This is a genomic window from Vibrio sp. 10N.247.311.51, from assembly GCF_041467855.1.
GTDB lineage: Bacteria > Pseudomonadota > Gammaproteobacteria > Enterobacterales > Vibrionaceae > Vibrio > Vibrio coralliirubri.
In genome coordinates this window covers 56884-83767 of record NZ_JBFSVK010000023.1, presented here as the reverse complement: position 1 = coordinate 83767, position 26884 = coordinate 56884, and the positions used below count along the sequence as shown (strand labels likewise).

The window sequence follows — 26884 nt, the reverse complement described above, 5'->3', positions numbered from 1 at the left end:
ACAACGACTTACCTTTTTTGAGAACACGATATTGAGCGCCAAATATTCTTATTTAGCTTGGCAAGTGAATACTTCTAGCCCTGCAGAAAAGCTGGTTTTATTGATGCTTGCAGACGGTGCTGACGAATTCGGCTACACCAACGTGTGCCTACAAACAGCAGGTCAACTTTGTGCTCTCTCTACGTTTGGTTTAGCCGACTGTCTTAAGTGTTTAGTCGACCAAGGTTTTCTCGATAAGGTGAAAGTAGATTATCGAGATAAAAAAGAGATTCACGTTTTCAAAATGCTCATTGAGCAAGAGCAAGCTGGGGCGCACGTTGAGGTTCAACCGACCAATAGTATTCCGGTCTACTCTACTGCACCTGCACCTGCACCTGCACCTGCACCTGCACCTGCACCTGCACCTAAGTTTCAGCCTGCTCCGGCGCCAATGCAACACATGCAACAGGCCCCTCGCCCACAAGGCCGAGGCTCAATGAACAGCAACACCGTTTCAACGCATGATTTGGATGAAGAGATCATTCCAACATGGGCGGAACGTGCGTTTAAATTCTCCGGCCTTGCTGGTGACCATAGTTTAGTATGGAAAAAATTTGTCCTCTGGTATAAAGCCAAAGCCAATGAACTAATGCCAATATCACGCATCGAATCTAAGTTGCAGTACTGGTTAGTTAACGAGAAGCAAAATGAAAGACAACAACAGCAGAAGACCTCTCAATATTCAGGAAATGCAGGACAAGCTCAAGGAAATGGGTATAGACAAAAGCTTAGCCCATCTGAACGCTTCAGGCAGCAGCTCATTCAAAAAGGCAAAAAGCCAACCTTCTGAGCCAGCTCAACCTGTTGTACCTGACGCTACAGGTCCATTAGTACCTGAAGTGATTGAAGCGCAAAGTACCGAAGTGAAAGTAGCGGCTGCACAAGCTGCGGATTCTGGTGCGTCTCAACAAGTGCCTGTTGTTGATCAAGATCCTGCAGAATTAGAACTAACGGATTGGTGTATTCACGTGTTCGGCTCTTTCTTGAGCGTGTACGAAACACAGTGGGAATATCAGTACGGTAGTGAGCCAAGCGGTAAGTTCATTGAGTTTGCTAACTCTGTTGATTCAGACGGCCTTAACCGTGTGCTAATGCACTGTCACGAGCGTATTCAGCTTGGCAACAGTTGGCCGCCACAAATGGGTGAGCTTTGGATCCTGAAAGATTCTTTGACGGAAGAAGAACTGCTAGACAGCCGTATCCGTGTGTTGTCTCGCACTGCGGTGAACAAGATTGAAAAATGGTTAATCCAAAACAAACTGTACGACTTGAAGCGCACCGCTGAGAACAAGTTGGATGGTCTGTTTAAGAAGTACTACTTGGAAGCAAAGCGTTTGGATGAGAAAGGCATGCTAGAAACGGAGTTGCCGCAATTCCTGCTTGCCGCTAACTCAGTGAAGAACCTGAACGATTTAAAACGTGAAGAGTACGAAAGCCAACACGGCAAAGCGATTAACCCAAGAATCCAGCGTATTCTAAACAGTAAAAAGTAACCGTCCGCTCGCTACCTGTTATAAGAAAACAGAGTTGCAATTACCCGGTTAACAGATACAAAAATGCCAGCTATCAAGCTGGCATTTTTTATGAATTCTCACGAACCCTTTAACGACTATCCGACCGTTATCTACGATCGTTTTACTGTTTAATTACAGTAGGTGGATAGTTGCGTTTAGCGTGAATACGCCTGAGTCGTCATCTTTCATTTTGAAGTTTTGGTAGCTAGCGCCTACAGATAGTGGACCAAAGATGAAGTATTCTGCGCCTACACCGTACATTACATCTTCACCTGATTGCTTGAAGCCGTCAGATTTAAGATCGTAAGAGTGAAGACCAGCTTTCGCGTATACGTGAAGAGGACCGAAATCGATGCTTGGTTTGATCGCTAGGTAAGCAGTGCTTGCATCTAGGTTTGTTAGGTCACGGTTGCCGTACTTAATGCTGTCGAAAGAACCTAGATCCCAGTAACCCGCTTCAACACCGATTAGTGGAAGGATGCCTGTACCCACGTGGATACCCATCGCTGTTTCTTCTTTGTTGCCTAATGAGTTTTGACCACCCATTACACCGCCGTACAACCAAGAATCAGCCATTGCTGTTGAAGATGCACCTAGTAGTGCTAGTGCCAATAACGTTTTTTTCATATTCGACCTTTTTCGTCCTAGTGGCAGGCCTTGAGTGGTAATAAATTGCCACCAAGTCGCCCTGTATGTAATAACTATTCAATTAGTAATGCAATAAGCAAGATTTATACCCAAACCTTGCCATTGCGTCTAGCTTTATTCCTTTAGCAAGCATCAATCGCGTTTTTAACACGCTTATCTGATACTGGGTAAGGCGTACCGAGCTGCTGTGCGAAGAAGCTTACACGAAGCTCTTCTATCATCCAACGCACCTCTTTTACATTTTCTGGAACCGCGATCCCTTTTGGAATTTTATTCAGCAGTTCTTTGTAATCATTCATTACTGACTCAACTTTGATCATATGAAGACGATCTTTATTCGGGTCAATTGGCAGTTTTTCCATGCGGCGTTCAATCGCTCTCATATAGCGTAGAATATCCGGCAAGCGTTTCCACCCACATTCTGTGGCAAAACCCTTAAAAATCAAACCTTCTACTTGAGCTTTTATGTCAGAAAGTGCGAATGCCATAGAAAGATCCACGCGTCCTTTCAGCTTTTTACTGATGCTGAATGCCGTGGTTAGGATGGTTTCAACCTGTTGAGCAATCTCAACAACCGTATCACCCAGCTCTGCACGCACGTGTTCTTTCAGAGCTTCAAACTGCTCTGGTTCCCAAACCAAGCCGCCCTTCTCTTCAATCAGCTTATCAATACCACAAGCGATACAGTCATCGATAAGATCGAGTACCTGTCCGTATGGGTTGAAGTACAAGCCAAGTTTCGATTTGTTTGGCAGGTTCGAGTGCAAGTATTTGATCGGTGATGGCACGTTCAACAGGATTAAACGACGCTGACCCGACTTCATTGCTGAGATCTGCTCTTGCTCGGTTTCGAACAGTTTGATCTCTACGCTGTCTTTGGTATCCACCAGCGCAGGGAAGGCTTTAACATCGTAGCCGCCACGTTTCTGTTGGTAGACTTTTGGTAATTCACCAAAGCTCCACGTATGCAGGTTCTGCTGCTCGATGTCATCGTCTGCCACTTTAGAAAGCGTTTCTTGAACCTTGTCTTTCAGGCTTTCTTTCAGCTCATGCAGGTCTTTCTGTTCTTTCAGCTTACGCTTGCGATGATCGACAGCGCGGAATGTTACCTTTAAGTGTTCTGGAATCTGGTCTAACTTCCAGTCATCACGGACCACTTCTACACCCGTCATGCGACGTAGCTCTTTCTCAAGAGAATCCAATAACGGTACTTCAAGTGGTGTCACACGTGCCAAGAATGCATCAGCGTAGTTTGGCGCAGGCACAAAGTTACGGCGTAGCGTTTTAGGTAACGACTTAATCAGGCTAATCACTAGCTCTTGACGTAGACCCGGGATCTGCCAATCAAAACCGTTCTGGTCGATCTGGTTCAAGATAGGCAGCGGGATGTGTACCGTTACACCATCGTTGTCGTCGCCCGGCTCAAATTGGTAGCTCAGCTTCAGTTTGATACCATTTTGGTGCCAGAAGTTCGGGTAATCCAGATCGGTAACGTGGCTAGCATCGCCTCGGAACAGCATCGACTTTTCGAAGTTCAGCAGCTCAGGGGTTTTCTGACTGGTCTTCTTCCACCATGTATCAAAGTGACGGCCAGATACCGCCTCTTCACCAACACGCTGGTCATAGAAATCGAACAGTTCATCATCGTCGATCAAGATGTCACGACGACGCGATTTATGCTCTAGCTCTTCGACTTCTTGTAAAAGCTTACGGTTCTGCTTGAAGAAAGCATGTTTGGTTTCCCACTCACCTTCTACTAATGCACTGCGTACAAACAACTCACGGCTGACGGTTGCGTCAATCGCGCCGTAGTTCACAAGGCGCTTAGGTACGATTGGGATTCCGTAAAGCATCACTTTTTCGTGTGCCATTACCGCTGCTTGTTTCTTCGACCAATGTGGTTCGCTGTAGCTACGTTTAATCAAGTGTTTCGCTAGTGGTTCAATCCATTCAGGTTGAATCTTCGCGATAACACGCCCCCAAAGTTTCGAGGTTTCCACCAGCTCAGCAGACATGATCCACTTCGGTTGTTTCTTAAATAAGCCAGACGCAGGGAAGATATGGAAGCGCGCATTACGTGCACCTTGATACTCATTCTTCTCTTGGTCTTTCATACCGATGTGCGAAAGCAGACCTGATAGCAGTGACATGTGAATGCCATCATAGCTGCCCGGTTCTGTATTCAACTTAGTATCCAGTTCACGCATTGCTTGGTGAATTTGGAAGTACACATCTTGCCATTCACGGATACGTAAATAGTTGAGGTAATCTTGCTTACACTGTTTGCGGAACTGGTTACTCGACAGCGCTTTTTGCTGCTGCTTGATGTAATCCCACAAGTTCACAAACGTGATGAAGTCAGACTCTTTATCGAAGAAGCGCTTGTGCTTGTCATCAGACGATTGTTGCTTATCTGATGGACGCTCACGCGGATCTTGAATCGACAACGCAGACGCGATCACCATCACTTCGTGTAGGCATCGGTTACGTGGTGCTTCGATAACCATACGCGCTAAACGTGGATCGATAGGCAGCTTCGCCAGCTTACGACCAATTGCGGTTAGCTTCTTCTTGTCGTCGCCGTGGTTCTTGTTTTTGTTTGCAGCTGGTTCAGCTGTTGCGATCGCACCCAACTCTTCAAGCAGTCTTACACCATCTTGAATGTTGCGCTTATCGGGCGCTTCAACAAATGGGAACGCTTGAATGTCGCCTAGGCCTAGCGCTGTCATCTGAAGGATAACCGACGCTAGGTTAGTACGAAGAATTTCTGGGTCAGTAAACTCTGGACGTGACTCGAAATCTTCCTCAGAGTACAGACGAATACAGATACCTTCCGCAACACGACCACAACGACCCTTACGCTGGTTAGCACTCGCTTGAGATACTGGCTCAATCGGTAGGCGTTGTACTTTAGTACGGTAACTGTAGCGGCTGATACGCGCCGTACCCGGGTCGATAACATACTTGATGCCCGGAACGGTTAACGAGGTTTCTGCCACGTTGGTTGCCAGAACGATGCGTCGACCAGTATGAGACTGGAAGATTCGGTTCTGTTCACCCGCCGATAGACGCGCGTAAAGCGGGACAATTTCGGTATCACGAAGGTTGCGTTTACTTAATGCATCTGCGGTATCACGAATTTCTCGCTCACCGTTCATGAAGATCAAGATATCGCCAAGGCCTTCATCACACAGCTCATCAACGGCTTCAAAGATGCCTTCGATTTGATCGCGGTCTGAATCACTTTCATCACCACCTAATGGGCGGTAACGGGTATCAACTGGGTAAGTACGGCCAGACACTTCAATGATCGGTGCATTGTTAAAGTGCTTAGAGAAACGCTCTGGATCGATGGTTGCCGACGTGATGATCACTTTCAGATCAGGACGCTTTGGCAGTAACTCTTTCAGGTAACCCATGATGAAATCGATGTTCAGGCTACGTTCGTGCGCTTCATCGATGATGATGGTGTCGTACTGATTTAAGAATCGGTCGTGTTGAATTTCCGCCAGTAGAATACCGTCGGTCATCAATTTGATTTGTGTGTTGTCAGAAATTTGGTCGTTGAATCGAACCTTATAACCAACGAACTCACCCAGCTGCGTTTCCATCTCTTCAGCAATACGGTTCGCAACCGAACGCGCCGCAAGACGACGAGGTTGAGTGTGACCAATTAAGCCAAAGCGGCCGCGGCCAAGCTCAGAACAGATTTTTGGTAACTGAGTGGTTTTACCCGAACCCGTTTCACCCGCCACGATAACCACTTGGTTTTCAGCGATGGCTTTCGCGATGTCTTCGCGTTTTTGGCTAACCGGTAGAATTTCTGGGTATTCAATCGTTGGTTTCTGTGCCGCACGCTGAGTTGCCGTCATCATCGACTTAGCAATGTCTAACGCAATCTCATCAAAGACAGCATGCTTAGCTTGTTCGTTCTTAATTTTGCTCGCACCAGCAATTCGCTTACTCAAACGGAAGCGGTCGCGCATCATACATTCGTTGAGCGCTTTACGAAGAGAGGCTGGGCTATTCTGAGATGATTTGTTGTTTGTCGCTGATTGATCAGCTTTTTTGGTATTTGATTGTTCAGCATTTAATTGTTTAGCAGGTCGGTTCGATGCAGGCTTATTTGATTTCGCTTCGTTCTGTGAAGAACTTGGCTGTGCTGCATTCTTGTTGTTATCTGCTTTTTCCGGAGACGAAGTCAAAGCGTGTCCTATTCTTGTACTTATTAAACTCGCGCGATTATATCACAAGTCTCAAACAAAAAAGCCTGACAGCAAAGGGAAAACCTTTTGCTATCAGGCTGATTAATCTCGCTAACACTCGCAGGAGCTATGAAAGCGAGGTCAAATGTAAGTCGTACTTAGTCAACTACGGTTAAACGACATTTCAAAACTAACCTTAGAACTCGTACTGGAAGTAAACCGTGTTGTAGTTACTGCCGCCTTTGATTCGTCCGAACTGGGACGCGTTTTCAAAGATTGCAGAACGGTGATGCAATGAGTAACCGAACCACAAGTTGTTCAAGTCATTCTTACCTATCAAGTCGCCGACGTTGACATCAAATGAGAAGTCTAAGTAGTTCAACAAATGGCTTGCGGTGTAACCTTTACGGTCCATCTCAGAGCCTTCGATGTAGGTAATCGAATCAATATAAGACATGCCTTCTGCCACACCAACACGCCACTGAGTTGGCCAATCAAAGGTGTAGTACGCCTTGATTGCGATAATGTATTCGGTGCTGCTTGATTGAACGTCTGAACTCCAGTGATGCGCAATACCTGGGGTCAAATAGATGTCCAATGGGAAGCCAAAGATCTCATCGGTTAACGGGTGTCCATAGAAGAACGAAGTCAACTGGTTGTTGTATTCGTCTTTCTCTGTATTGAACTTCATGATGTCGCCAATATTGGATGGCGTTGCCCAGCCGTGTGCGACACGTAAATACGGCGCATTGCTCAGCTTAGGTTTCGGCGCTTTCTCTTTGTCGTTAAAGAAACCAAAGCCAAGATACAATTCACCTTGATAACGGTCTTCAACAATCGAAGAATCGTAAGCGTTGTCGTCCAATCGAGTCACACTGGTTGAACCCAATAAGTACAAGTTTGAAACCACATGGTAACGCGTTTCAACACCGACATTTAAGTCCACACCAGCACCAATGGTTTCATTAGACGCGGAGTAATACTCACTGTTGAAGTCAGCACTTTTATAACGAAGTGTCGCGCTCGGGTAAAACTCCCAATCTCCGGTTTCATACTTAGCTTTAGCACGTAAGTTACCGTGGAAGTTGTATTCACTGTCGCTCATTAATTCCGTCTCAACTGACCAAAAATCATCAAGTTGGTAGGTCAGTTGAGCACCGAAATCCGCCGTATCGCCTTCAATCGCGTTCTGCTCAGATGCCGGGATATCAATAAAGCGCATGCGAGAGATAGCATTGAAAGACCACTTCTCATCGTCAGTTTGATAGAGGTATGCCCCCATCTCGGTACCGTCAATGAACACATAATCGTTCTTAAAAAACAGCATCGGTACGAATGAGCTAACCGATTGGTCACCACCAGACGTGTCATAAGGGATGCTCGCTGTACGGAACATTGCTGCGATGCCCCACTCTTGCTCTTCAGCGGCCCACGCATTAGCACTTACGAAAATGCTACTTAAGAAAGCACTGCCTAGTAAAACCACCCCAGATGAAGGGAGAGTCGGTAAATATTTGAGCTTCATTCTTATCTAATTACTCTTTGTAATAAATATTGTGTTACTGAATAGACATTTATTAACCATGACGGCTAACTATTTTTAGGTTTGCTCGGCATTGGCCGTTACAATGTAGAATATTCTCGGTTAAATGAAAGTATTGTGAAAGTCTCCGAATTACAAAACATTATAGATCACTTACCCAAATATTCCGATCCAGATATTGTTATGGGTGAGGCGTGGTTGCCCGAGCGTTTGGTGGATACCAACCTAGACGGTGACATGCTATTTCTTGAATTCGATAATGCCCCTGAAGACAATCAAGGGGATGAAGAAGGCCGTGGCTTTGTTGAGCACGAAATCGCTATGATTCGAGAAAAGCTCGAACTGTTATTAGACGAGCCTTCCGATACCAAGACCAAAGCCGATGCCCTATTGGCAATATTTCTAATGGGCCATGAACTTTCTAGCTCGGAAGTTATCGAAATACTTGAATCAACGGAATCTGAAACGACAGAGCCTGAGATTGCAGAGCATAAACAACAGAATCTGACTCAGTAGAACTTGAAGCATCACAGCTTCAAACCACAAAGCCAGACACGAACAAGCTCGAAACAAAAGAACACCACGACGACTAACCACCAACGATTTTAGGTACCGTATTGAAACCCTCTACGACATCATCTCTTCCCCTGTTACTCGCCGGACCCATTTTAAGAAAAACCACCGCGACTGAAGTGGTACTTTGGTTAGCCACCAGCTCGCCTCTTACAGGCAGAGCTGAACTTCACATTCAAGAAACGGGCTTTTCGAACGAAAAAGAGCATTCTGAAGCAGAACAAGACCAGCCGTTTTATACCTCATCGCTTGAAGAGCATGATTCGATTCAAATCGGTACACATGCGTGGGTAACGCTAATTCGCTTACAAGGTGAATTTCCGACTGATACGCTGCTTGAATATGACATTCACACAGAGTCAGGTTCACTAAAAGAGCTCGCCCCTCACCTTGTTTACAACGGTAAATCTCGCGTTGAGTTTAAGATATCGACCTCGGCTAATTACATTCTGCATGGCTCTTGCCGTAATCCCCATCATCCAAGCAAGGACAGCCTAGTCGCAGCCGACAACAAGATGGCCGAGCAAACCGTCGCTGAAAGACCCGACATGCTGATGATGAGCGGCGATCAAATCTACGCCGACCATGTGGCAGGCCCAACACTTGATGCTATTCAACAAGTTATTCGACTGCTTGGCCTTGTAGGCGAGAGCTTACCGACTGACTCGCAAATTAAACAAATCAACAGCAGTGACGCTCTGTATAACAGTGAATATCACTTATATCAGCGTCATCACTATTTACCGCACCACACCGCTTCAGAATCGATGCTCGATAAGTTCTTCCCGAATCGTGGCGTGCCGATTTTTAGTTCTACCGATTGTGAAAACCACTTGGTCACGCTGTCTGAGTTTATCGCGATGTACTTGTTGGTTTGGACTCCGACACTGTGGCAATGCGTCAATCGAGAGCGTCTAATTGAGAATAACTTCACTCAAGGGGAACGCCAATTAACACCGACTGAGCAGCAACAGTGGCGTGATGAAAGCGTCATCATGGATGATTTCATTGCTGGCTTACCGCAAGTACAACGTCTATTCGCGCATATTCCAACGTACATGATCTTCGACGATCACGATGTGACTGATGATTGGAACCTTACCGTGGGCTGGGAACATGCCGTCGACCAAAACCAGTTCGCAACTCAAGTCATTGGCAACGGCCTCGCGGCTTACTGGATGTGTCAGGGTTGGGGTAACAAACCGGAGAGCTTCGACGAAACGTTTATCGAGCAAGCAAAACAGCTTTTTGTTGATCAACCGCGCATTACTAAACAAACTCATAATGAAACCGGCAATGCAGTGACTACTCACTCTGTTAGCAACATCGAGCCAGACAAGCATCAAGCCTTTATTGAGATGCTGAGTCGCTTTGAAGAGTGGCACTACACAATAGATACCTCACCCAAAGTCATTGTGTTGGATACTCGAACGCGTCGTTGGCGTTCAGAGTCTCGCATGAATAAGCCTTCAGGTTTAATGGACTGGGAAGCCTTGATTGAATTTCAACACCAGTTAATGAATCAAGATAAAGTGGTGATCGTTTCTGCTGCACCGATGTTTGGCGTGAAGTTTATTGAAACACTGCAAAAGATGGCGACCACAATCGGAAAGCCATTAGTGATTGACGCTGAAAACTGGATGGCACATCCGGGCAGTGCAAATACGCTGATCAGTATCTTTACCCATACCAAAACACCGACCAACTTCGTGGTACTTTCTGGTGACGTTCACTACTCCTTCGCTTATGACATCAAGCTTAGGTATCGTCGCAACAGCCCGAACATCTATCAAATCACCTGTAGTGGTATTAAAAATCAGTTCCCTGCTCCGCTGCTTAAATTCTGCGATGTATGGGACCGCCTGTTATACAGCCCTCGCTCAGTTTTGAACTACTTCACTAAGCGTAAACGCTTGAAGATCGAAAAGCGAAGCCCCGACAATCAAACCTTCTATCGCCTTTCAAACCGCAGTGCGATTGGAGAATTGAGGCTAGACACTGATGGGAAACCGCAATCAATCACCACCCTGAGCGGCGATGGTAAGGTTACGCGTTTTCCGGAACCGGACTAAGAAGTGCTCCTTATCGCTCGCGTATCCGTAATGTCAGTTTTTAGTAAAGACGCTTGCGATCACACTCTGTAGACCCAATAGTTATGTTTATAGTTGATAGCTATCAGCGTTACGGAACCCGATACAAATTTTAACTGGAGCTCGTTATGTTCAATTCTCTCACATCAATGTTTAAACAATTGATTGAAGGCCAGGACCTAAGCAAAAACCAAGGCACATCACCTAATATCGCCATCGCGAGTTTGTTGTGTGAAGTCGCGGGAGCCGACCATCAGATCAATGAATCAGAAAGAGTCGCTAAGCTTCAGCTTCTGCAACGTTTGCTGGATTTAGATGAAGAACAAGCAAAGGTTCTGCTCGCGCAAGCAGAACCAAAAGTAGAGCAATCAGTATCGCTGTATGACTTTACATCGCAACTCAGAGACCTATCTCAGCCAGTGAGAATCGACTTAATCAAAGCGATGTGGGAAGTGGCGCATGCCGACGGGGAAATTGACCCTATCGAAGACTCTGTGATCCGTAAAACAGCAGAACTGCTCTACGTTGGCCACAGTGACTTTATCAAAACTAAGCTGAACGTCCTCGGTAAAAGCTAACCAAAGGTTTTCTATTCGCGTTAAGCCTCTGTATTAACGTAATCGATCGCCATGCATGATGCCTTTAAGTTCTAATGGCGCGCCTTTTTTCGTTACATAAAGGCCGCGCTGATTCGATACCAACACACTGCGCTTACCTTGGGTTTGTTGAATATATAAGTGCTTGATATTGAATGTCTGTTTATCTTGGGCCTGCTCTTGGTCCAATTGATAAAGGTAGTAGTGATTCCCCCAGCGTAAGAACACACCAAACATTTGCTTGGTTTGAGCGACGTTTCCATCCATATCGTAACCAATGTACTGCATTTTAACTCGACCATTTTCCAATCGAAGTGAGATTTTCTCCCAGCCTATCATCGGGTATTCTGCGGTGAATTTATAAGTACTTTTGGTTGCGAGCCCAGAAATCAAGCCTACATTTAGAATCACAAAAAGCGTCAACAAGATAGGCATCCAAAACTTACGATTCATATCGGCTATCCTCGCTCATCGTCATTGTCGTCGTCACAAGAGAGCGACTTAAACTGATGGCTCATCTCTTTCCAGCGCCCGTTTATCAAAGCAACAGCTTGAATGTTCTGGCACCCAACACCAATGCGATGCAGGTAAAGTGACTCAACACCGAGTTCTGACACAGTATTCAACTCAGTTAAAAGCTCTTGATCAAAATTCAAACTGTCGTGATAAACATCCATGCCGTGATAACTCGTCTTATCCATAAAAAAAGCAAACTGATAAAACAGCATGAGAAGAAATCCGCTGGCTAATATTCCTGCGATGCGAGAGCGATGACGCGCGGCAAAATGCTGCACCTGACGCTGTTTATAGAAGTCTGGTTGCTTCGTTAAGGCTGGCTCATGTTCATTGTCACCACGTTCAGTACTCGAGCTCTTTGATGCTGAGGTTACGTTAAGCGCTTCAACTTTAGGCGCTTCATATTGAGGTACTTCAACTTGAATAGCCGAGGTGGGTGTAGATAGGTAGCCACCAAGCTGTTGAGGTCTATTAAAACTGTACCCTTCCTTTTGCACCGTTAAGATTTTGCAATCACACTTAAGTGAACCTAATGCTGTACGAATATTCTTAACTGCAACATTAAGCGAACTGCCCGTCACCACCCTGCCCGGCCAACAATGCTCAAGCAAGAAGTCGCGACCCACGGCTTTGGGGCTATTCTTCACTAGGAACTCAAGAATCAAGGCTTCTGAGGGAGACAAAGTCACCCGCTTGTCCAAGTTCGAATCAATGAGTGTGTTGTTAATCATCTCAATACCCGAAGCGTCTAAGATGATTTTTTCAGGGCTACTGGCGTTCATTCCGGCGAGGTGTTCATAAATAAAAAGGTCATCAAAAAGGTGTTTGTTTGGTCGAGCTAATGCCAAACCATACATAGAAAAGAATGGTGATAAGTTTAGCCAATAATTAAGCCAAATATAAGCTCAGCAGGTAACAAGATAAAATAACAACAAGGTGAGTGAGTCATGTAGACCCACTCACCTTAGTACAAAGCCTAGCCATTAGAACAACTAATGAGGTCTATAGAAAGAAAGCTACATCGATTGATTTTGATAATTCTCGTTTTCGATAGCTTTCATTTTCTTTAGTTCTTATCGTCTATAGAACTCATTTATTTATAGGTCTAGTTTAAAGCCCAGTTCACTAACCATGACCTCAGCAAAGCCTAGCTTTACTGCATTCAACTGACTGGCAACTTCGCGAGCTTGTTGTTCGTTTTTAGCCAATATTGCCATTGAGTAGATAGGTCTGATCATCGCTTTTTGGTTTGGCTTCTCTTGGGCTATTTGTTGATGTTTTAAGTAAGCAGACGTAATCACGCCTTGAGCGCTCCAATCGACAACCATTTGTAAATCTTGACTGATAATCTCATCGACAATGAATTGATTCTCAGGCTCTGTCCAAGCGAGTTCGACTGCGTAGTTTTTGAAAGCAACTTCGGTGTTTAACCACTTATTGCCGATGTCTCTGATTTCGGTAACCTCGACAAGCTCTTTAAATTGGAATGGTAAGTTACCAATCAACTCACGAACGTGCTGTTCACTGTCCGCTTCAATCACAAACTTGATGATCGGAAACTTCTTATCTCCGACAAAGCTTTCTGATACGAACATGTCGTGGACCAATCCTGCATCAACTAAGTTAGCAAAGGCTTTTTGCTGATGAGGCATTGCCTCAAATACCGCTTGAGCATCATCGGTTTTCCAAGCCACTGACACGCCGTATGCCGCAGCATGGCTATAACTAGAGAATAGAATCGCTGAAAATAGAAAGCTAAAAATAGCTAAAAAGGTTCCTCGAATTGTTTTCATTATGTGGTTTCCTAATTAGTCGCGAATAATTTCGTACAAGTTAGGGTCAGCAGAAACCCCTTCGATTTTTAAAGGAGGTAGCTCTTTTCTCATCACTTGTATTGCATCATGGAATTGCTTCTTACTTTCCCATTCAGCGACATTGATAAAGCGGTATGTCGCGTCCGAGCTTAAAGAGCGGTGCAATTTGGTAGAGATATATCCAGGTTGCTTCACCAAAACATCTCGCGCATCTTCCCAATACGTTAATGTCGCAGCTTCATGGGCTGGCTCGACCGAAAAAGTGTTTATCAATACAACGGGTTGTGCCGAAACCAACGCTCTTACGCTTAGCGCCCCCAGTGCCAATCCATACTTAATTATGTTCTTCATCCTATTCTCCTTGTTTTGGGTGAGCTAACGCTATCATCTAGCCCTGCCCAATCAAGGCTGCTACCTGCGATTTAATATTAATTAAAAAGCTAAATTCCAAACCAATATTATTCATTCGTAAAATAAGCGATGTAGCCATTCACTATTGATAAGCTACTCGCTGAAATGAGTTTTCTTTTGAAGGAAATTTTCCTTAAATTACAGGCACAAAAAAGCCACCTAATAGTAGGTGGCTCTTAATTTGAATAACTCACAAGAGTCTTGCTGGTTTGAGTTTTAACCAAGCGCCGTTTAATGCAAACGACTACAGCATCGTCAGCGTTAGCTTAGCCAAGTTATAAGCATCGACATAACCCGAGTGCTGACGACCTTCCCACTCAATGTTTTTCGCTTCTTGTGCGGCGCGGTGACCAATGCGTTTGTCTTTCAATCGATTCTGAACTCGATAAAGCGTGGCGATATTCAAGAATTCGCTGAACGGCGGTTCGATGCCTTTTTCAATACACTCTTTGTGTAAGATGAGGTCGTCACGTCCCCACGCTGCATAGATTTTTTTTGGACCGCCGAAGTTCTTAATCATCGACTTGATGACAGACTCTAATGGGCGACCCTGCTTTTCGATTTTACGAGGTGTAATGCCCGTTAACTCGGCACAGAATAGAGAGACTTCGTCTTTCTCTGGCTTAACGTAGTATTGCGCTCGCTTCACGATAGTGCCGGATGCTAGATCAATCTCAGCAAGACCAACTTCAATGATCTCCCCTGTTGTTCCCACACCGTCTTCGCTCCAACAGCACATTTCCAAATCGAAACACACCACTCGATTGTGATTCATACGTCGCCTAATTCTCTCGTCAAAAATTTCGTGAAATTGTACATGAGCCCAATACAGAACTCGACCCTAGTTGTATCAAGTGCTCATTTAGCCTGCAATTGTCACTCGATTTCGGCCATTCGACTTACTTTGATAGAGCATACTGTCTGTTTTTTGTAGAATCTCTTCCGTGTTTTCGTTGGCTCGAATGGCAGCACCAATACTCAAAGTACAACTGAGCTGTCGACCTTTATGCTCACAATGAGAGTGACTCACTGTACTTAGAATGCATTGTAGATACCTGTCTAGGGCTTCATGGTTTGTAATACTAGAAATGATACAGAACTCATCTCCACCTATACGAAACAGGTTATCACCCTCTTTCAGGCTCACTGAAATCAGCTTGATGACATGAATGAGTAAAGCATCCCCTGCAGGGTGGCCGAATTGGTCATTAATGCCTTTGAACTTATCGACATCAAATCCGATAAGACTAAAGGGTTCATTTCGCTGTATCGCTTTATCTAACATCTTATTGAAAGCACGTCGGTTATAAACTTCCGTAAGACTGTCATGGTTGGCTAGAAAGCGAAGCTCTTCTGTTCTTTTATCAAGCATTTGATACAAACGCTCTTTCTCTCGGATTTGCATGTTAACGATATACGCCAACAACAATGAGATGGTTGTCCCCACCAAAACAATTCCGGTTAAGACCAAATAGCCATAGAAAGAGATGCATGAATCTATTTTATAATCGACCTTCCAATCACGGTTAGTCAATTCAATCGTCTTTGTTATATGGTGGCCAGAAACAGCTTCATAACCCTCAGTTTCAAATAGGATTGGGGAGTCTTCTGCTTCGAAGCCCGTATCGGTAACACGAATATAGACATCCATGTCACCCACTGCCGAAGCCAGTAGATTTTCAAAGTAATAAGTCGTGCGAACCACACCAATTACAACACCGAGCAGGTTGTCGCTTTCACCCTCAAATACAGGGTGATAAACCAGCATACCTGTCTTTGGTGTGTCTTGATCTAAGCCGTCTTGAAGCAAGCGAACTTTGTCTGAAATATTCGCTTTACGCGTCTGTCTGATGTTATCTAAAACCAGCTTGAAGCGCTCACGAGAAGAGTAAAAACCAAGAACGTTGTCGTTTGCTTGTGTATTGGGATACAGGTCACTAGCAATGAACGCCGGCTCGCCATCTAAGATGTAACCAAAGGCTTTTGCTTCGTGTTTTGGAATCGTGAACAGTTCGTAAGACGGGTATTTTTCTTTCATCTTAGCGGTATGCTCGGCAATCTCGTCTGCCGGCACTTTTTGCATCCACTGTAAGCCGATTAAGCTTTTTGAGTCATTAATCGTTTGCTGAGCAAAACGGTCAAATTTATCCCAGTTTTCAGGTTCGTTAGAATAGAAAAAATTAGCTCCTGAACCGATATAAGCCACATCATTGGCGATAAACGCTTCCAAGCTCAATGTCTGGTGAGTAGCAAAGCTATCCAGATTCATATTTAGCGCGCGGTTTTGGTTTAGCGCGACTAATATAAAACACAACACAGTAATCAAAAAACTGACCGAAAATACGACCAATGGGAGAGTTCGTCTCTTCAACCCTGTTAGTGGGTCGGTGGTGTGGGGCATGTGGCTTCCAAATAGGCTCTAATGAGTTAAAAGTATATAACGGAAGGGAATGATGCTCCATTTAAGTTTGGTTTTAAAAATGACATAAAATGGGCATTGTTTACCTCGCTCTTACATCGGCGACCAATATTCGACCGAATCTCGACTAAATTTCAAGCTAACACACCAAAAACCCACTTGATTAAAAACATTAAATACCACTCTTAAGCCTTGAATATGCTAGTATCCATCCATATTTATAGCTTGAAAGTGACCGTTTCGGCCTAGTGCCAATGAGTTTCTTTCCAACCTGTATATTCCTTTGAACCGACGAATATACCGTTAAATCAATTTTAAAGAGAAATCACTATGATCGTTGATTTGAACCTAATCCCACAGACGTTTGATATGCTTCACGCAGGCCTAACTGCATCAAGCGTTTTACTGCTGCTAATTGCCGTTTCTCGTAAAACCAAAGTGGTTGAGAAAGTCGTAGAAAAACCAGTAGAAAAGATCGTTGAAGTTGAAAAGCCAGTTGAGAAAATTGTCGAAGTAGAGAAAGTTGTTGAAGTTGAACGTGTGATCGAAAAAGTAGTCGAAGTTGAATCTAAGCTTGCTACAGCACCAACAGACTCTGCAATGCAGCTACTGTCTATCATGCAGCAAGAAGCGCGTCTTATCGACTTCCTAAAAGAAGACCTAACGTCATTCTCTGATGAAGAAGTTGGCGCAGCAGCTCGTGTTATTCACACTGGCGGTCAAAAAGTATTAGCTGATTACGTAACGCTGTCTCACATCCGCACTGAAGATGAAGAAACACGTATCACTATCGCTGAAGGTTTCAACCCTCAAGAAATTCGCCTAACTGGCAACGTAACGGGTAATGCGCCATTCAACGGCACACTGGTTCACAAAGGTTGGAAAGCAACTGACATGAACCTGCCTAAGCTTGCTGAAAACTACGATGCATCTGTAATTGCACCGGCAGAGGTGGAGCTATAATGGAACACCAAAGTCATTCAGCTCAAGAGCTATCTTCTCAAGAGCAACATCAAGCGCCTAAGTTCAGTGTTGGTATCGATTTAGGTACTACACACTGCGTTTTGTCTTACATCGACACAAGCAATGAAGACGCTCGCGTAGAGGTGATGCAAATCCCTCAACTGACGGCGCCAGGTACAGTAGAAACTCGCAGCCAACTTGGCTCGTTCCTATACCAACCGCACGAACATGAAATGAATGCGGGCTCTCGCGTTCTTCCTTGGTCTTCAGAGCCGAAAGCGCTAGTGGGTGCAATTGCTCGTAACCTTGGCTCTAAAACCCCTATCCGTTTGGTAGCCAGCGCAAAATCTTGGTTATGCCACGGTGGTGTTAACCGTCGCGATGCTTTCCTTCCTGCAGGTAGCCCTGAAGAAGTTGAAAAAGTATCTCCGCTTAAGACAACTGAATTGTACCTTGAGCACCTTAAAGACGCATGGAACCACGCAAACCCAGAACACAAACTGGCAGACCAAGACGTAACGATCACGGTTCCTGCTTCGTTTGATCCTGCGGCTCGTGACCTAACAGCAGAAGCTGCACGTAATGTTGGTTTCACTCACCTAACGCTTCTTGAAGAGCCACAAGCTGCTCTTTACAGCTGGATTGATAACAGCAACGACACATGGCGTGATGAAGTAAACGTTGGTGACATCGTTCTTGTTGTCGATATCGGTGGTGGTACAACCGACCTTTCGTTAGTTGAAGTAACACAAGATGACGGCAACCTAAGCCTGAACCGTATCGCAGTAGGTGAACATATCCTACTTGGCGGCGACAACATGGACTTAGCACTGGCTTACCGCCTGAAAATGAAACTGGCTCAAGAAGGCAAAGAACTGGCTCCTTGGCAGGTTCAAGCGATGACTCACGCATGTCGTGATGCGAAAGAAGCACTGCTAAACGATGCTGAACTGCAATCTGTACCTATCGTTGTTCCAAGCCGTGGTTCTAAACTACTTGGCGCAACACTGAAAACAGAACTGACTCAGCAAGAAGTACAACAAACATTGGTTGATGGCTTCTTCCCGAAAGTAGCTGTGACTGAGCACCCAGTACAAAAGACGCGTGGCGCACTGACTCAAATGGGTCTGCCTTACGCTCAAGACGCAGGTATTACTCGTCACATTGCCGCATTCCTTTCTAAGCAAGCGAACGCGCTTTCTGGAAATAGCGAAACGGCTCAGCAAGATTTCAACCCGTTTGCAAACATGCCAGGTATGCCAGGTGCAGAAGCGCCAGCGGCAGACTTCATCAAACCAACAGCAATCCTGTTCAATGGTGGTGTTCTAAAATCGAACCTACTTGCTGATCGTCTTTCAGATACTATCAACGAATGGTTGATTAATGCAGACGAAGAGTTCGCTAAACAACTTTCAGGTTTAGATTTAGACCTAGCGGTTGCAAGCGGCGCTTCATACTACGGCGCAGTTCGTCGTGGCCAAGGCGTTCGTATCCGTGGCGGTATCGCTTCTTCTTACTACGTAGGAATTGAAAGCGCGATGCCAGCAATCCCAGGTATGGCTCCACCAATGGAAGCACTGTGTGTTGCCCCATTTGGTATGGAAGAAGGTTCAAGCGTTCAAGTACCTAGCCAAGAGTTCGGTCTAGTGATAGGTCAGCCAGTACACTTCCAGTTCTTCGGTTCAACCATTCGCCGTGAAGATGAAGCGGGTACGCACCTTGATCACTGGGCGCCAGAAGAGCTTGATGAGCTTCCTGAAATTCAAGTGACACTGCCGGTATCTGAAGGCCGTCGCGAAGGTGAAGTCGTTCCAGTAACTTTGGCTTCTCGCGTTACTGAGCTAGGTACCTTATACCTAGAAGCGATTGCTACTGACAACGGTCAGAAATGGCACGTTGAGTTCGACGTTCGTGAAGACTCGAATAACGACTCAAACGAACAAGCATAATGAATCAACGGCACCTTAGCGGGTGCCGTTTCTTTATCAATACGGTTCTCAATCTAGTCCTGCCTGTTTCTCAGGAATGGCGTTTACGAATAACAACAATAAGACCAAAGCTATCAAAAAACTGGTCATCACTCTGGAAGAATAAGGTTTTGTATGGCAACTCCTCGTTTTTTAGTCGGCATTGACTTAGGCACAACCAATACGGTTGTCGCTTACTGTGAAATCAACGACGACCTACAACATGCTCCCGTTTCTCTTTTCGATATTGACCAACTCATCGGCCCCGGTGAAGTGGTTCGCAAGCCCCTACTCCCATCCTTTCGTTACCACCCAGCACAAGGTCAAATCTCCCCTTCTGACCTGACGATGCCGTGGGAACCAAGCCCCGTTGAAGGCGATATTAAGAACGTTATCGTCGGTGAATGGGCTCGTGAATTAGGCGCTAAGGTTGAAGGCCGCCAAGTATCGAGTGCTAAGAGTTGGCTATCACACCAAGCGGTTGATCGTAACTCCGACATTCTGCCTTGGGCTGGCGCAGCTGATGTCGATAAAGTCTCGCCAGTTGTCGCAAGTGCAAGCTACCTCAACCACATTCGCCAAGCATGGAACTACCGTAACCCGAGCAACAAGCTTGAAGATCAAGATGTTGTGGTTACCGTTCCTGCTTCCTTCGATGAGACAGCACGTAAGCTGACACTCGAAGCCGCATCACTGGCGGGCTTAGGTAAGATTCTATTACTCGAAGAGCCGCAGGCCGTTTGTTATGACTGGTATGCCCGTCACCAACAAACCGCAGCAGATGAACTTCAACAAATCCCCCTTATTCTAGTGTGTGATGTTGGTGGTGGTACTACTGACTTGAGCTTAATTGAAGCCAAATTCGATGCGAACAGCGACGGCAATAACGAACTCGCACTCGACCGTATCGGCGTTGGTGAACACTTGATGCTTGGTGGTGATAACCTCGATTTAGCACTTGCTCACCTTGCAGAGCAACGCTTCAATCAAAACAAAAAGCTGAATGCCTCTAGCCTAACCAAGCTAATTCAACAAACTCGCGCCGCAAAAGAGAGCCTACTTTCTGCCAATGCACCCGATGATGTGAAGATCACCATGCTAGGCAGCGGTTCTAAACTGCTTGGCGGTACTAAGAGTATTGGCTTAACCAAACAAGAAGTTCATCAAATCGCATTGGAAGGTTTCTTCCCGCTTTCTGAGTTTACTGAAACACCCGACAAGCGCCGCAGTGCTGTGGTTGAGTTTGGCCTACCTTACGTGGCTGACCCTGCAGTGAGTAAGCACGTTGCCGAATTCCTGGCAACACACCAACAAGTGTCTAAAGCCGCATTAGTAAACTCAGACTCTATTGAGTTCGATGACACCAAACCTGCAATTCCAGTTGGCGTGCTGCTCAATGGTGGTGTGTTTAACAGTGAATTGGTCACTGAGCGAATCACACAGCTAATTGGCAACTGGAACGGTTCTCCGATCACAGTGCTTGATAACCCTCATCCAGATTGGTCTGTTGCCCTTGGCGCGGTTGCCTTTGGTAAAGCCCGCCGTGGTGCACAACTGAAAATCGGTGGCGGTGCCGCTCGTTCTTACTTCTTGCATCTACAAGAGAAGAACAAGATGGGCAAAGCACTTTGTCTGCTTGCCAAGGGGACTGAGGAAGGACAAGAGATACGCTTAAGCAGCCGTCGTTTCTCGCTGACTTTAGGTGAGCCAGTACGATTTAATCTACTGACTTCAACACACGATCAAATTGCTCATGACACCGCCATTCAAAACGGTGTGATGGTCAATGTGGATGCCGACTTGTTCTCCCCTCTTCCACCGTATATTTCTACCTTGGAAGGCTCAGGTGCTGCAGAACTTCAAGCCAACCAAAAAGAGCGTGTTGAAGTACTGCTCGCTTGTCAGTTAACCGAAGTCGGCACACTGAAAATGGAGTGCGTGAGTACAGAAGATGACTCTAAGCGTTGGTTGCTTGAGTTTGAAGTAAGAAACAAACAAGGCGATGAATCTGATACCTCCGCGCTTCACCCAAGATTAGAAGAGTGTAAGGAGTTGATTTCTCGCCTGTATAGCGGCAACAAAAAGAGCGCTGAATCGAAAGAGATCAAAACGCTATCGAAAGATCTTGAGAAACGACTAGGTAAACGCGATGAATGGGACTTCACGACCCTTCGTCACCTGTTTGACACCTTCTCATTAGGTCGCAAGCGTCGTCGCCGCTCAGAAGCACACGAAAAGAACTGGCTGCGTTTGGCGGGTTACTCGCTACGTCCTGGCTTTGGCGATCCGACTGACTCCTGGCGTATCGAACAAATTTGGGGCCTTTACCAACAGAACATTCAGTTCAAGAACCACCAAGGCTGGACAGACTGGTGGGTATTCTGGCGTCGTGTCGCTGGTGGACTAAACCAAGAGCAGCAAGAGAGTATCTTGGCGGACATCGCTAAATACCTTCACCCAGGTGCAATGAAAAACCCTAAGACAGCCAAAGATGCGCAAGACAATGGTTATGAAGCCATGGTTCGTTTAGCGGCGTCACTTGAGCAACTTGAGGTTGAAGACAAAGTACTGCTGGCAAGTTGGTTCTTAAGCAAAGCGATTAACCATAATCAGTTTGAGCAAGCGCACTGGTGGGCGCTAGGTCGATTGGCTTCAAGAACGCCTTTGTATGGTAGCCAACACAGCGTGATTCCTAGAGAACAAGCTGAACAATGGTTACCGAAACTGCTTGAGCAGAACTGGCATAAAGAGCAGATGATCGCCTTTGCCGCGGTGATGATTTGTCGTAAAACCGGTGACCGTCAGTTTGATATCTCTGATGACTATCGCAATCAGGTGATTGAGAAGCTTAAGCAAAGCAAGGTACCTGACTCATGGTTAACACTAGTGAGTGAAGTGACTGAACTTTCTGAGAGCGAATCTAAGCGTGTATTTGGTGATGCGTTACCAAGCGGATTAAGCCTGATAAACAACTAGGTTTAAAAACGATTAGCTTTCGTTACTAATGGTAAAGAAGCTAGCAAGAAAAGAAAAAGCCACTTTCGATTCGTTGAAAGTGGCTTTTTTATTGGTGGCTTAAGGCTGGTATGTGTAATCGACTTATAGCTTTTTGGTTAAGAGCCTTAGCCGTGTTGCAGTTCATCATTGTTAATGTTTGGTTCCAGTTGGGTTGATAGGAAAATCCGTATTTTCATAAATGTCAGATAGTTTTTTCGGTTTTTTCTCTTTTGCTCCTTTGTTTGATTGATTATGAGTTTCGCTTAAAAGCCATTCCTCATGCATTTTTGCTGAATCCAAAAACTCTGGATCCTCCATTGCTTCCTTGCGAAGTTTATTTACACGTTCGAGAGTATCCCAAATCATAATACTTCACCTCCACTAAGGCAGTAATATAAAGATAGCTCAACCCCATAAAACTTCAACTAACCCAATGAGATAGCGATCTCAATTTCGTAATTTACCCGCATTGAACGAATGGAAATGGTCACCTTTGTCAGCGCTCAAATAGTGGGTACTTTTCCATGATCTTCGAAGATCATCAGGCACAAAAAAAGCGAGCTCAATGCTCGCTTTTTGTTTATCTATCTGTTTCTCGAATCACCAACACCTGCTCGATTAAATCACACCGAGGTTAAGCACGGTTACCGATTTTCACCTTGCCATTGGTAGCAAACCAAAGGGCTTCTGAACGACGACGACCGATTAGAATCGGGCCATCATCGTAGAACAAAAAGTTCTTCCAATGCTTCTTGAAAATCGCCCATTTGGTTTCAAGAACATTGTATTTTTCGTAACAAAAATAAACAGTTACGTCATCTTGCCAATCGATAAAGTTAAGAATCTCTTCTGGCATTTCAGGCTCATCCGCTTCCCAATGCGCCATCCAGCTGATCTCTTCATTCCAGTTCGATGCCTTGCTTGGCCAGTCTTGCGAGCTTAGTCGTTCTGCGTCTGGGCTTTGAGGGCTCACGTTCTCTTTCCAGAACTGAGATGCTCTCGCCTGTGTCATTGGCTTAATCTTTTCCAAGTCCTCTGCCGGCAGCGGCATTGACTGGTGTGTGAAAATCCATTTTCTTTGGTATTCGTCCAAAGTTGTGTATGACATCAAAATTCCTCAAATATCTTCTCAGGCTGATGTATTTACCATGCCTATCTGTTCTTTTTGATGCAGTGACGGTTTCATTTTATCTATGTCGTCACTGCCTCTAAATCTGTATTTACGTTTAATTGATACTTACGCCTAATGACTATTGCTCTCTATACAGCGCGCCTATCTTCCCAGTTTGGGTTAACTAATGCCGTCAGTATATGGTCTTCCCATTTACCGTTAATCTGTAGGTAGTCTTTAGCAAAACCTTCTCGTACAAAACCAAGATGTTCTAATACACCAGCACTGCGTTCGTTGTGAGGCATGTAGCCCGCCATTAAGCGGTGCATGTTCTGCACATCAAACATATAGTCTTTAGCCATGCTCAAGCCTCTGCGCATGTAACCGTGGCCCTGTGCACTTTGCGCTAATGAGTAACCGACATTACAAGCGTAGAACGGGAAACGCGACAAATTACTGAACGATATGGTGCCTAACATTTCATTAGAGTCAGCGTTAATCAGTAGACAGTAATAGCCTAGCCCCATTTTATGAAGCTCATTTAACTTGATCAGTCGCTGCGCCCAACTCGCTCTATCAAAGAACGCGTCTTCGCGAATCGGTTCCCAAGGTTTCAGGTACTCTCTGTTAACCTGAAAGTACTCGCTGATCATGCCAGCGTCATCAATTTCAGCCGTGCGTAGAATCAGATTACCATCATGCTTATAAATGCGCTCTGGTGTACTCAAATCTTCCATAATCTTGTTCTTATTCGATCAGTTCTTTCTGATACCGTAATCACGAAGCTTATTCGCAATTGAGGTATGAGATACATTCAAACGTTTTGCTAGCTTACGGCTTGATGGGAAAGACTGATAAAGCTTCTCTAGAATCTGAGATTCATAGTCTTTCATGATTTCATCGAGCGAGCCGTCTAAGCTCAGGTTCGCCATTCCAGCCGTCATTGTTTCAAGCTGTGGCAAATGGAATTGCTCAACCGTTAGTGTGTCTGAATCTAGCTCTGTTAGTGCACGTAGAACCATGTTGTCTAACTGGCGAATGTTGCCCGGCCATTGGTAATTACCAAGCTGGTCGACTAACTCTTGAGTCAATTTTGGTTTTAACATACCTAACTGCTGCGCGTACTTTGCAACGAACAGTTCCAACAGCGGTGCTACGTCGTTTGAGCGTTCACGCAATGCAGGGATAGACAGAGTCAGTACATTCAAGCGGTAAAACAAATCTTCACGGAACGAACCCGAGTCGGCTAATTCAGAAAGACGGTGGCGCGTTGATGCAATAATACGAACATCAGCGTGCATCTCTTCTTCTTCACCAACACGACGGAATGAACCATCTTGTAAGAAACGCAGTAATTTGATTTGTAGATGCGGGCTCATCTCGCCAATTTCATCTAAAAATACGGTACCGCCATTCGCTTGTTCGAAAATACCTTTATGACCTTGCTCATGGTTGAATGAACCCGGCGCATGACCAAACAATTCCGTTTCCGCTACGTCATCAGGCATCGATGCACAGCTTAGAATCAAGAATGGGAAAGACGATCGATTTGAACGGTTATGACACGCTTTCGCCAACATCTCTTTACCTGTACCCGTATCGCCTTCAATTAATAGAGGCTGATCCAGCATAGCCAATTTCTTAGCTTGGCTGATCAAGGCTTTATGGCGATTAGAGACACCAACAAAGTGTTCGAAACCTAGGTTGTTCTGTTCTGGGATTGAATCTGGCGAGTTCATCTCTTGATTACAAGAGCGAATCGTCATTACTGCGCTTGCCAGTACCGCTTCGTTGACATCACCACCAAGGTAAATCGGCAGGATCTCAATAGAGAAATCTAAACCATCCAACACGACAACTTCACGATGACGCGTTACATCGCCTTCGATCCAGCGAGCAAAGTTAAAGCTAGGAACAAACGTCGCTAGCGGTTCACCGATGACTTCATCTTCTTGTTTGTTGAAGAGGTTCAATGCAGCGTGGTTAGCCATATCGACTGAGCCTTTAAGGTCAATCGCAATCACAGGATCAGGTAGGTTTGCCAACAGAGCAATCAGCTCTGTGTTATGCCTTTCGCTTGGCATAAATTGGATTTTACGTACATCCTTCACACCTGAAATTCGGCGAATTTCAGCCATAAGTTCACTAAAAGCATCAAAATCGATATCAGGGCAGTTTAGGTAAATAATGCCTTTAACATCAATTTCGATTCCTCTTAAATCAATGCTTTTTGAGGCCAAGATATCGAGCAACTCACGCGTTAAGCCGAGTCTGTCTTCACACAATACTTCAAGACGCACAAATAGTCCTATTATAGGTGTCAGGATAAGTTGACAGTAGTGTGGATTAAGCTCTGAGTTCAGTCAAGAAGAAGAGTAAACATATGTTTACTCTTCTTCTCAAACTATTGAGCTTCAAATGCTTTATTTGAGAGTGATACGCTTTATTTCAGAAAGGACGGCTTTGCGAAGATCTGATATTTTTACTTTTCGCTCATTATGCCAAGGCATAGGACGCAGCAATGTCATGGCTTTTAAACCCAGTCTCGCAGTGAGAATACCGACACCGAGCCCCTGCCCTGCTCGAGCTGAAACCTTGCCTGCAAGATCCATCGAGACGAGATCCATACTTGCATCAATCGCGAGCTCACTGGCTCCCGCTGCTGCCATGTTGATTAACACCAATTTAAATAGCTTAATCCGAGACCAGTAGCCAAGCTCAATGCCATACACATCAGCAAGCTTGTCTATCATGGTGAAGTTTCGCCACGCCACCAGCAACATATCCGCAGCCGCCAAAGGACTCACAGCAACCAAAGCTGCCGATTCGGTCGAAAACTTAGTGACGATTTGAGTCGCTACTTTGTCTTGTTGACTCACGACTAACGCATCGTACATATCCAACACTTCTGCATCACTGTGTGCTGGGTTAATGCTGTTTCGCCACTTATCGTACGAAGGCGATTCAGCGACAATACCGCCCTGCTTCGCAATGTGTTCACAGAACGATTTGCCTTTACCGACACTTTGGCTTTGGAGTAGTTCTTCACTCTGCTCTTGCACACTAAAGTGATCTTTAAGCGAGCGCAGTTTCCACAGCTCTTTGCCTATTGCGCCTAAACCCAATGAAGCAATGGCAGCAATAAAGCCAGCCCAACCTAACGCAAGCCAGTCAGCCGTTTGAATCGCGGTAATCACCGAATCAATTGCCTGCCATCCAACTAGGCCAGAGAAAGCGACCAATAAACCCGTTCCAAACCATTTCTTCTTTTTGCTCGGTCGAATCACTTGTTCCAATTGCTGCTCAGCTTCGCCATCAAGTTCGGCTTCCACTTTCGGTGCAACAGGGACAAATTTCTCTTGTTCTGTGAACAGTTGTTGAGCGTCTAAATCCGGGCCAACTTCGCTCTTATCTTGCTCATCAAAAGAGGTCTTCAACGGCTCATTAAAGACCTGCTTTGTTTTTAATTCACTCATTT

The 26884-nt window shown here is 45.3% G+C and carries 22 protein-coding genes; 8 read left to right on the top strand and 14 right to left on the bottom strand.

Going from position 1 to position 26884, the window contains the following annotated elements; genetic code table 11:
* Positions 1-31 precede the first annotated feature (31 nt).
* Positions 32-829: a hypothetical protein gene (locus AB6E85_RS18715; protein ID WP_372143621.1), complete on the top strand. Its 798-nt coding sequence runs from the start codon at positions 32-34 to the stop codon at positions 827-829.
* On the top strand, positions 750-1532 hold the full coding sequence (locus AB6E85_RS18710) for a hypothetical protein (RefSeq protein WP_050643231.1): 783 nt from the start codon (positions 750-752) through the stop codon (positions 1530-1532). Before AB6E85_RS18715 ends, AB6E85_RS18710 begins: the two co-directional genes overlap by 80 nt.
* A gap of 153 nt (positions 1533-1685) precedes the next feature.
* On the opposite strand, the gene AB6E85_RS18705 is transcribed toward AB6E85_RS18710, so the two are convergent.
* The 3 genes from AB6E85_RS18705 to AB6E85_RS18695 form a co-directional block, all read right to left on the bottom strand.
* The gene (locus AB6E85_RS18705; RefSeq protein WP_050648749.1) at positions 1686-2180 is read right to left on the bottom strand and encodes an outer membrane beta-barrel protein; all 495 of its coding nucleotides are present in this window, start codon (positions 2178-2180) and stop codon (positions 1686-1688) included.
* Between the two features lie 143 nt (positions 2181-2323).
* Entirely contained in the window at positions 2324-6406 is a 4083-nt protein-coding gene (gene hrpA, locus AB6E85_RS18700) for an ATP-dependent RNA helicase HrpA (RefSeq protein WP_372143619.1), read from the bottom strand.
* A gap of 196 nt (positions 6407-6602) precedes the next feature.
* Positions 6603-7931, bottom strand: a complete 1329-nt coding sequence (locus AB6E85_RS18695; RefSeq protein WP_372143617.1) for a MipA/OmpV family protein — start codon at positions 7929-7931, stop codon at positions 6603-6605.
* An 81-nt stretch (positions 7932-8012) separates the two neighbouring features.
* On the opposite strand from AB6E85_RS18695, the gene AB6E85_RS18690 reads away from it, so the two are divergent.
* The 3 genes from AB6E85_RS18690 to AB6E85_RS18680 all read left to right on the top strand — a co-directional run bounded on the left by AB6E85_RS18690 (position 8013) and on the right by AB6E85_RS18680 (position 11190).
* Complete coding sequence (locus AB6E85_RS18690; protein ID WP_372143615.1) at positions 8013-8465, top strand: hypothetical protein; 453 nt, start codon at positions 8013-8015, stop codon at positions 8463-8465.
* Positions 8466-8566: 101 nt separating this feature from the next.
* Positions 8567-10594 (top strand): alkaline phosphatase family protein, encoded by a 2028-nt coding sequence (locus tag AB6E85_RS18685; protein WP_372143613.1) that lies wholly within the window; start codon positions 8567-8569, stop codon positions 10592-10594.
* Between the two features lie 146 nt (positions 10595-10740).
* A complete protein-coding gene (locus tag AB6E85_RS18680; RefSeq protein ID WP_372143611.1) occupies positions 10741-11190 on the top strand; it encodes a TerB family tellurite resistance protein in 450 nt (149 codons plus the stop codon).
* A 33-nt stretch (positions 11191-11223) separates the two neighbouring features.
* Here the strand turns inward: AB6E85_RS18680 and AB6E85_RS18675 are convergent, their stop codons facing one another.
* The 6 genes from AB6E85_RS18675 to AB6E85_RS18650 all read right to left on the bottom strand — a co-directional run bounded on the left by AB6E85_RS18675 (position 11224) and on the right by AB6E85_RS18650 (position 16350).
* Positions 11224-11661 carry a hypothetical protein gene (locus AB6E85_RS18675; RefSeq protein ID WP_019822532.1) on the bottom strand — a complete coding sequence of 146 codons (438 nt, stop codon included), beginning with the start codon at positions 11659-11661 and terminating at the stop codon, positions 11224-11226.
* A gap of 5 nt (positions 11662-11666) precedes the next feature.
* A complete protein-coding gene (locus tag AB6E85_RS18670) occupies positions 11667-12371 on the bottom strand; it encodes a helix-turn-helix domain-containing protein (protein WP_061039239.1) in 705 nt (234 codons plus the stop codon).
* A 450-nt stretch (positions 12372-12821) separates the two neighbouring features.
* Positions 12822-13517, bottom strand: a complete 696-nt coding sequence (locus AB6E85_RS18665) for a hypothetical protein (protein ID WP_061039193.1) — start codon at positions 13515-13517, stop codon at positions 12822-12824.
* Between the two features lie 15 nt (positions 13518-13532).
* Positions 13533-13889 carry an antibiotic biosynthesis monooxygenase gene (locus AB6E85_RS18660; protein WP_372143609.1) on the bottom strand — a complete coding sequence of 119 codons (357 nt, stop codon included), beginning with the start codon at positions 13887-13889 and terminating at the stop codon, positions 13533-13535.
* A 304-nt stretch (positions 13890-14193) separates the two neighbouring features.
* Entirely contained in the window at positions 14194-14724 is a 531-nt protein-coding gene (locus tag AB6E85_RS18655; RefSeq protein WP_017068784.1) for a 3'-5' exonuclease, read from the bottom strand.
* 87 nt (positions 14725-14811) lie between these two features.
* Positions 14812-16350, bottom strand: a complete 1539-nt coding sequence (locus tag AB6E85_RS18650; RefSeq protein ID WP_372143607.1) for a diguanylate cyclase domain-containing protein — start codon at positions 16348-16350, stop codon at positions 14812-14814.
* 348 nt (positions 16351-16698) lie between these two features.
* Here AB6E85_RS18650 and AB6E85_RS18645 point away from each other — a divergent pair, with 348 nt between their 5' ends.
* The 3 genes from AB6E85_RS18645 (at position 16699) to AB6E85_RS18635 (ending at position 22274) form a co-directional block, all read left to right on the top strand.
* A complete protein-coding gene (locus AB6E85_RS18645; protein WP_017091262.1) occupies positions 16699-17331 on the top strand; it encodes a DUF2760 domain-containing protein in 633 nt (210 codons plus the stop codon).
* Positions 17331-19280, top strand: coding sequence for an Hsp70 family protein (locus AB6E85_RS18640; RefSeq protein ID WP_372143605.1), 1950 nt, complete (start codon positions 17331-17333; stop codon positions 19278-19280). Before AB6E85_RS18645 ends, AB6E85_RS18640 begins: the two co-directional genes overlap by 1 nt.
* A gap of 153 nt (positions 19281-19433) precedes the next feature.
* Positions 19434-22274, top strand: coding sequence for an Hsp70 family protein (locus AB6E85_RS18635; RefSeq protein ID WP_372143603.1), 2841 nt, complete (start codon positions 19434-19436; stop codon positions 22272-22274).
* A gap of 171 nt (positions 22275-22445) precedes the next feature.
* Here the strand turns inward: AB6E85_RS18635 and AB6E85_RS18630 are convergent, their stop codons facing one another.
* The 5 genes from AB6E85_RS18630 to AB6E85_RS18610 all read right to left on the bottom strand — a co-directional run bounded on the left by AB6E85_RS18630 (position 22446) and on the right by AB6E85_RS18610 (position 26882).
* Positions 22446-22661: a hypothetical protein gene (locus AB6E85_RS18630; protein ID WP_012604204.1), complete on the bottom strand. Its 216-nt coding sequence runs from the start codon at positions 22659-22661 to the stop codon at positions 22446-22448.
* A 268-nt stretch (positions 22662-22929) separates the two neighbouring features.
* Positions 22930-23403 (bottom strand): DUF2947 domain-containing protein, encoded by a 474-nt coding sequence (locus tag AB6E85_RS18625; protein ID WP_017060433.1) that lies wholly within the window; start codon positions 23401-23403, stop codon positions 22930-22932.
* A gap of 152 nt (positions 23404-23555) precedes the next feature.
* Positions 23556-24143, bottom strand: coding sequence for a ribosomal protein S5-alanine N-acetyltransferase (gene rimJ, locus AB6E85_RS18620; RefSeq protein ID WP_017060432.1), 588 nt, complete (start codon positions 24141-24143; stop codon positions 23556-23558).
* An 18-nt stretch (positions 24144-24161) separates the two neighbouring features.
* Positions 24162-25706: a transcriptional regulator TyrR gene (gene tyrR / locus AB6E85_RS18615; protein WP_048611644.1), complete on the bottom strand. Its 1545-nt coding sequence runs from the start codon at positions 25704-25706 to the stop codon at positions 24162-24164.
* A 123-nt stretch (positions 25707-25829) separates the two neighbouring features.
* Positions 25830-26882, bottom strand: coding sequence for a YcjF family protein (locus AB6E85_RS18610; protein ID WP_372143600.1), 1053 nt, complete (start codon positions 26880-26882; stop codon positions 25830-25832).
* Between the last annotated feature and the right edge of the window lie 2 nt (positions 26883-26884).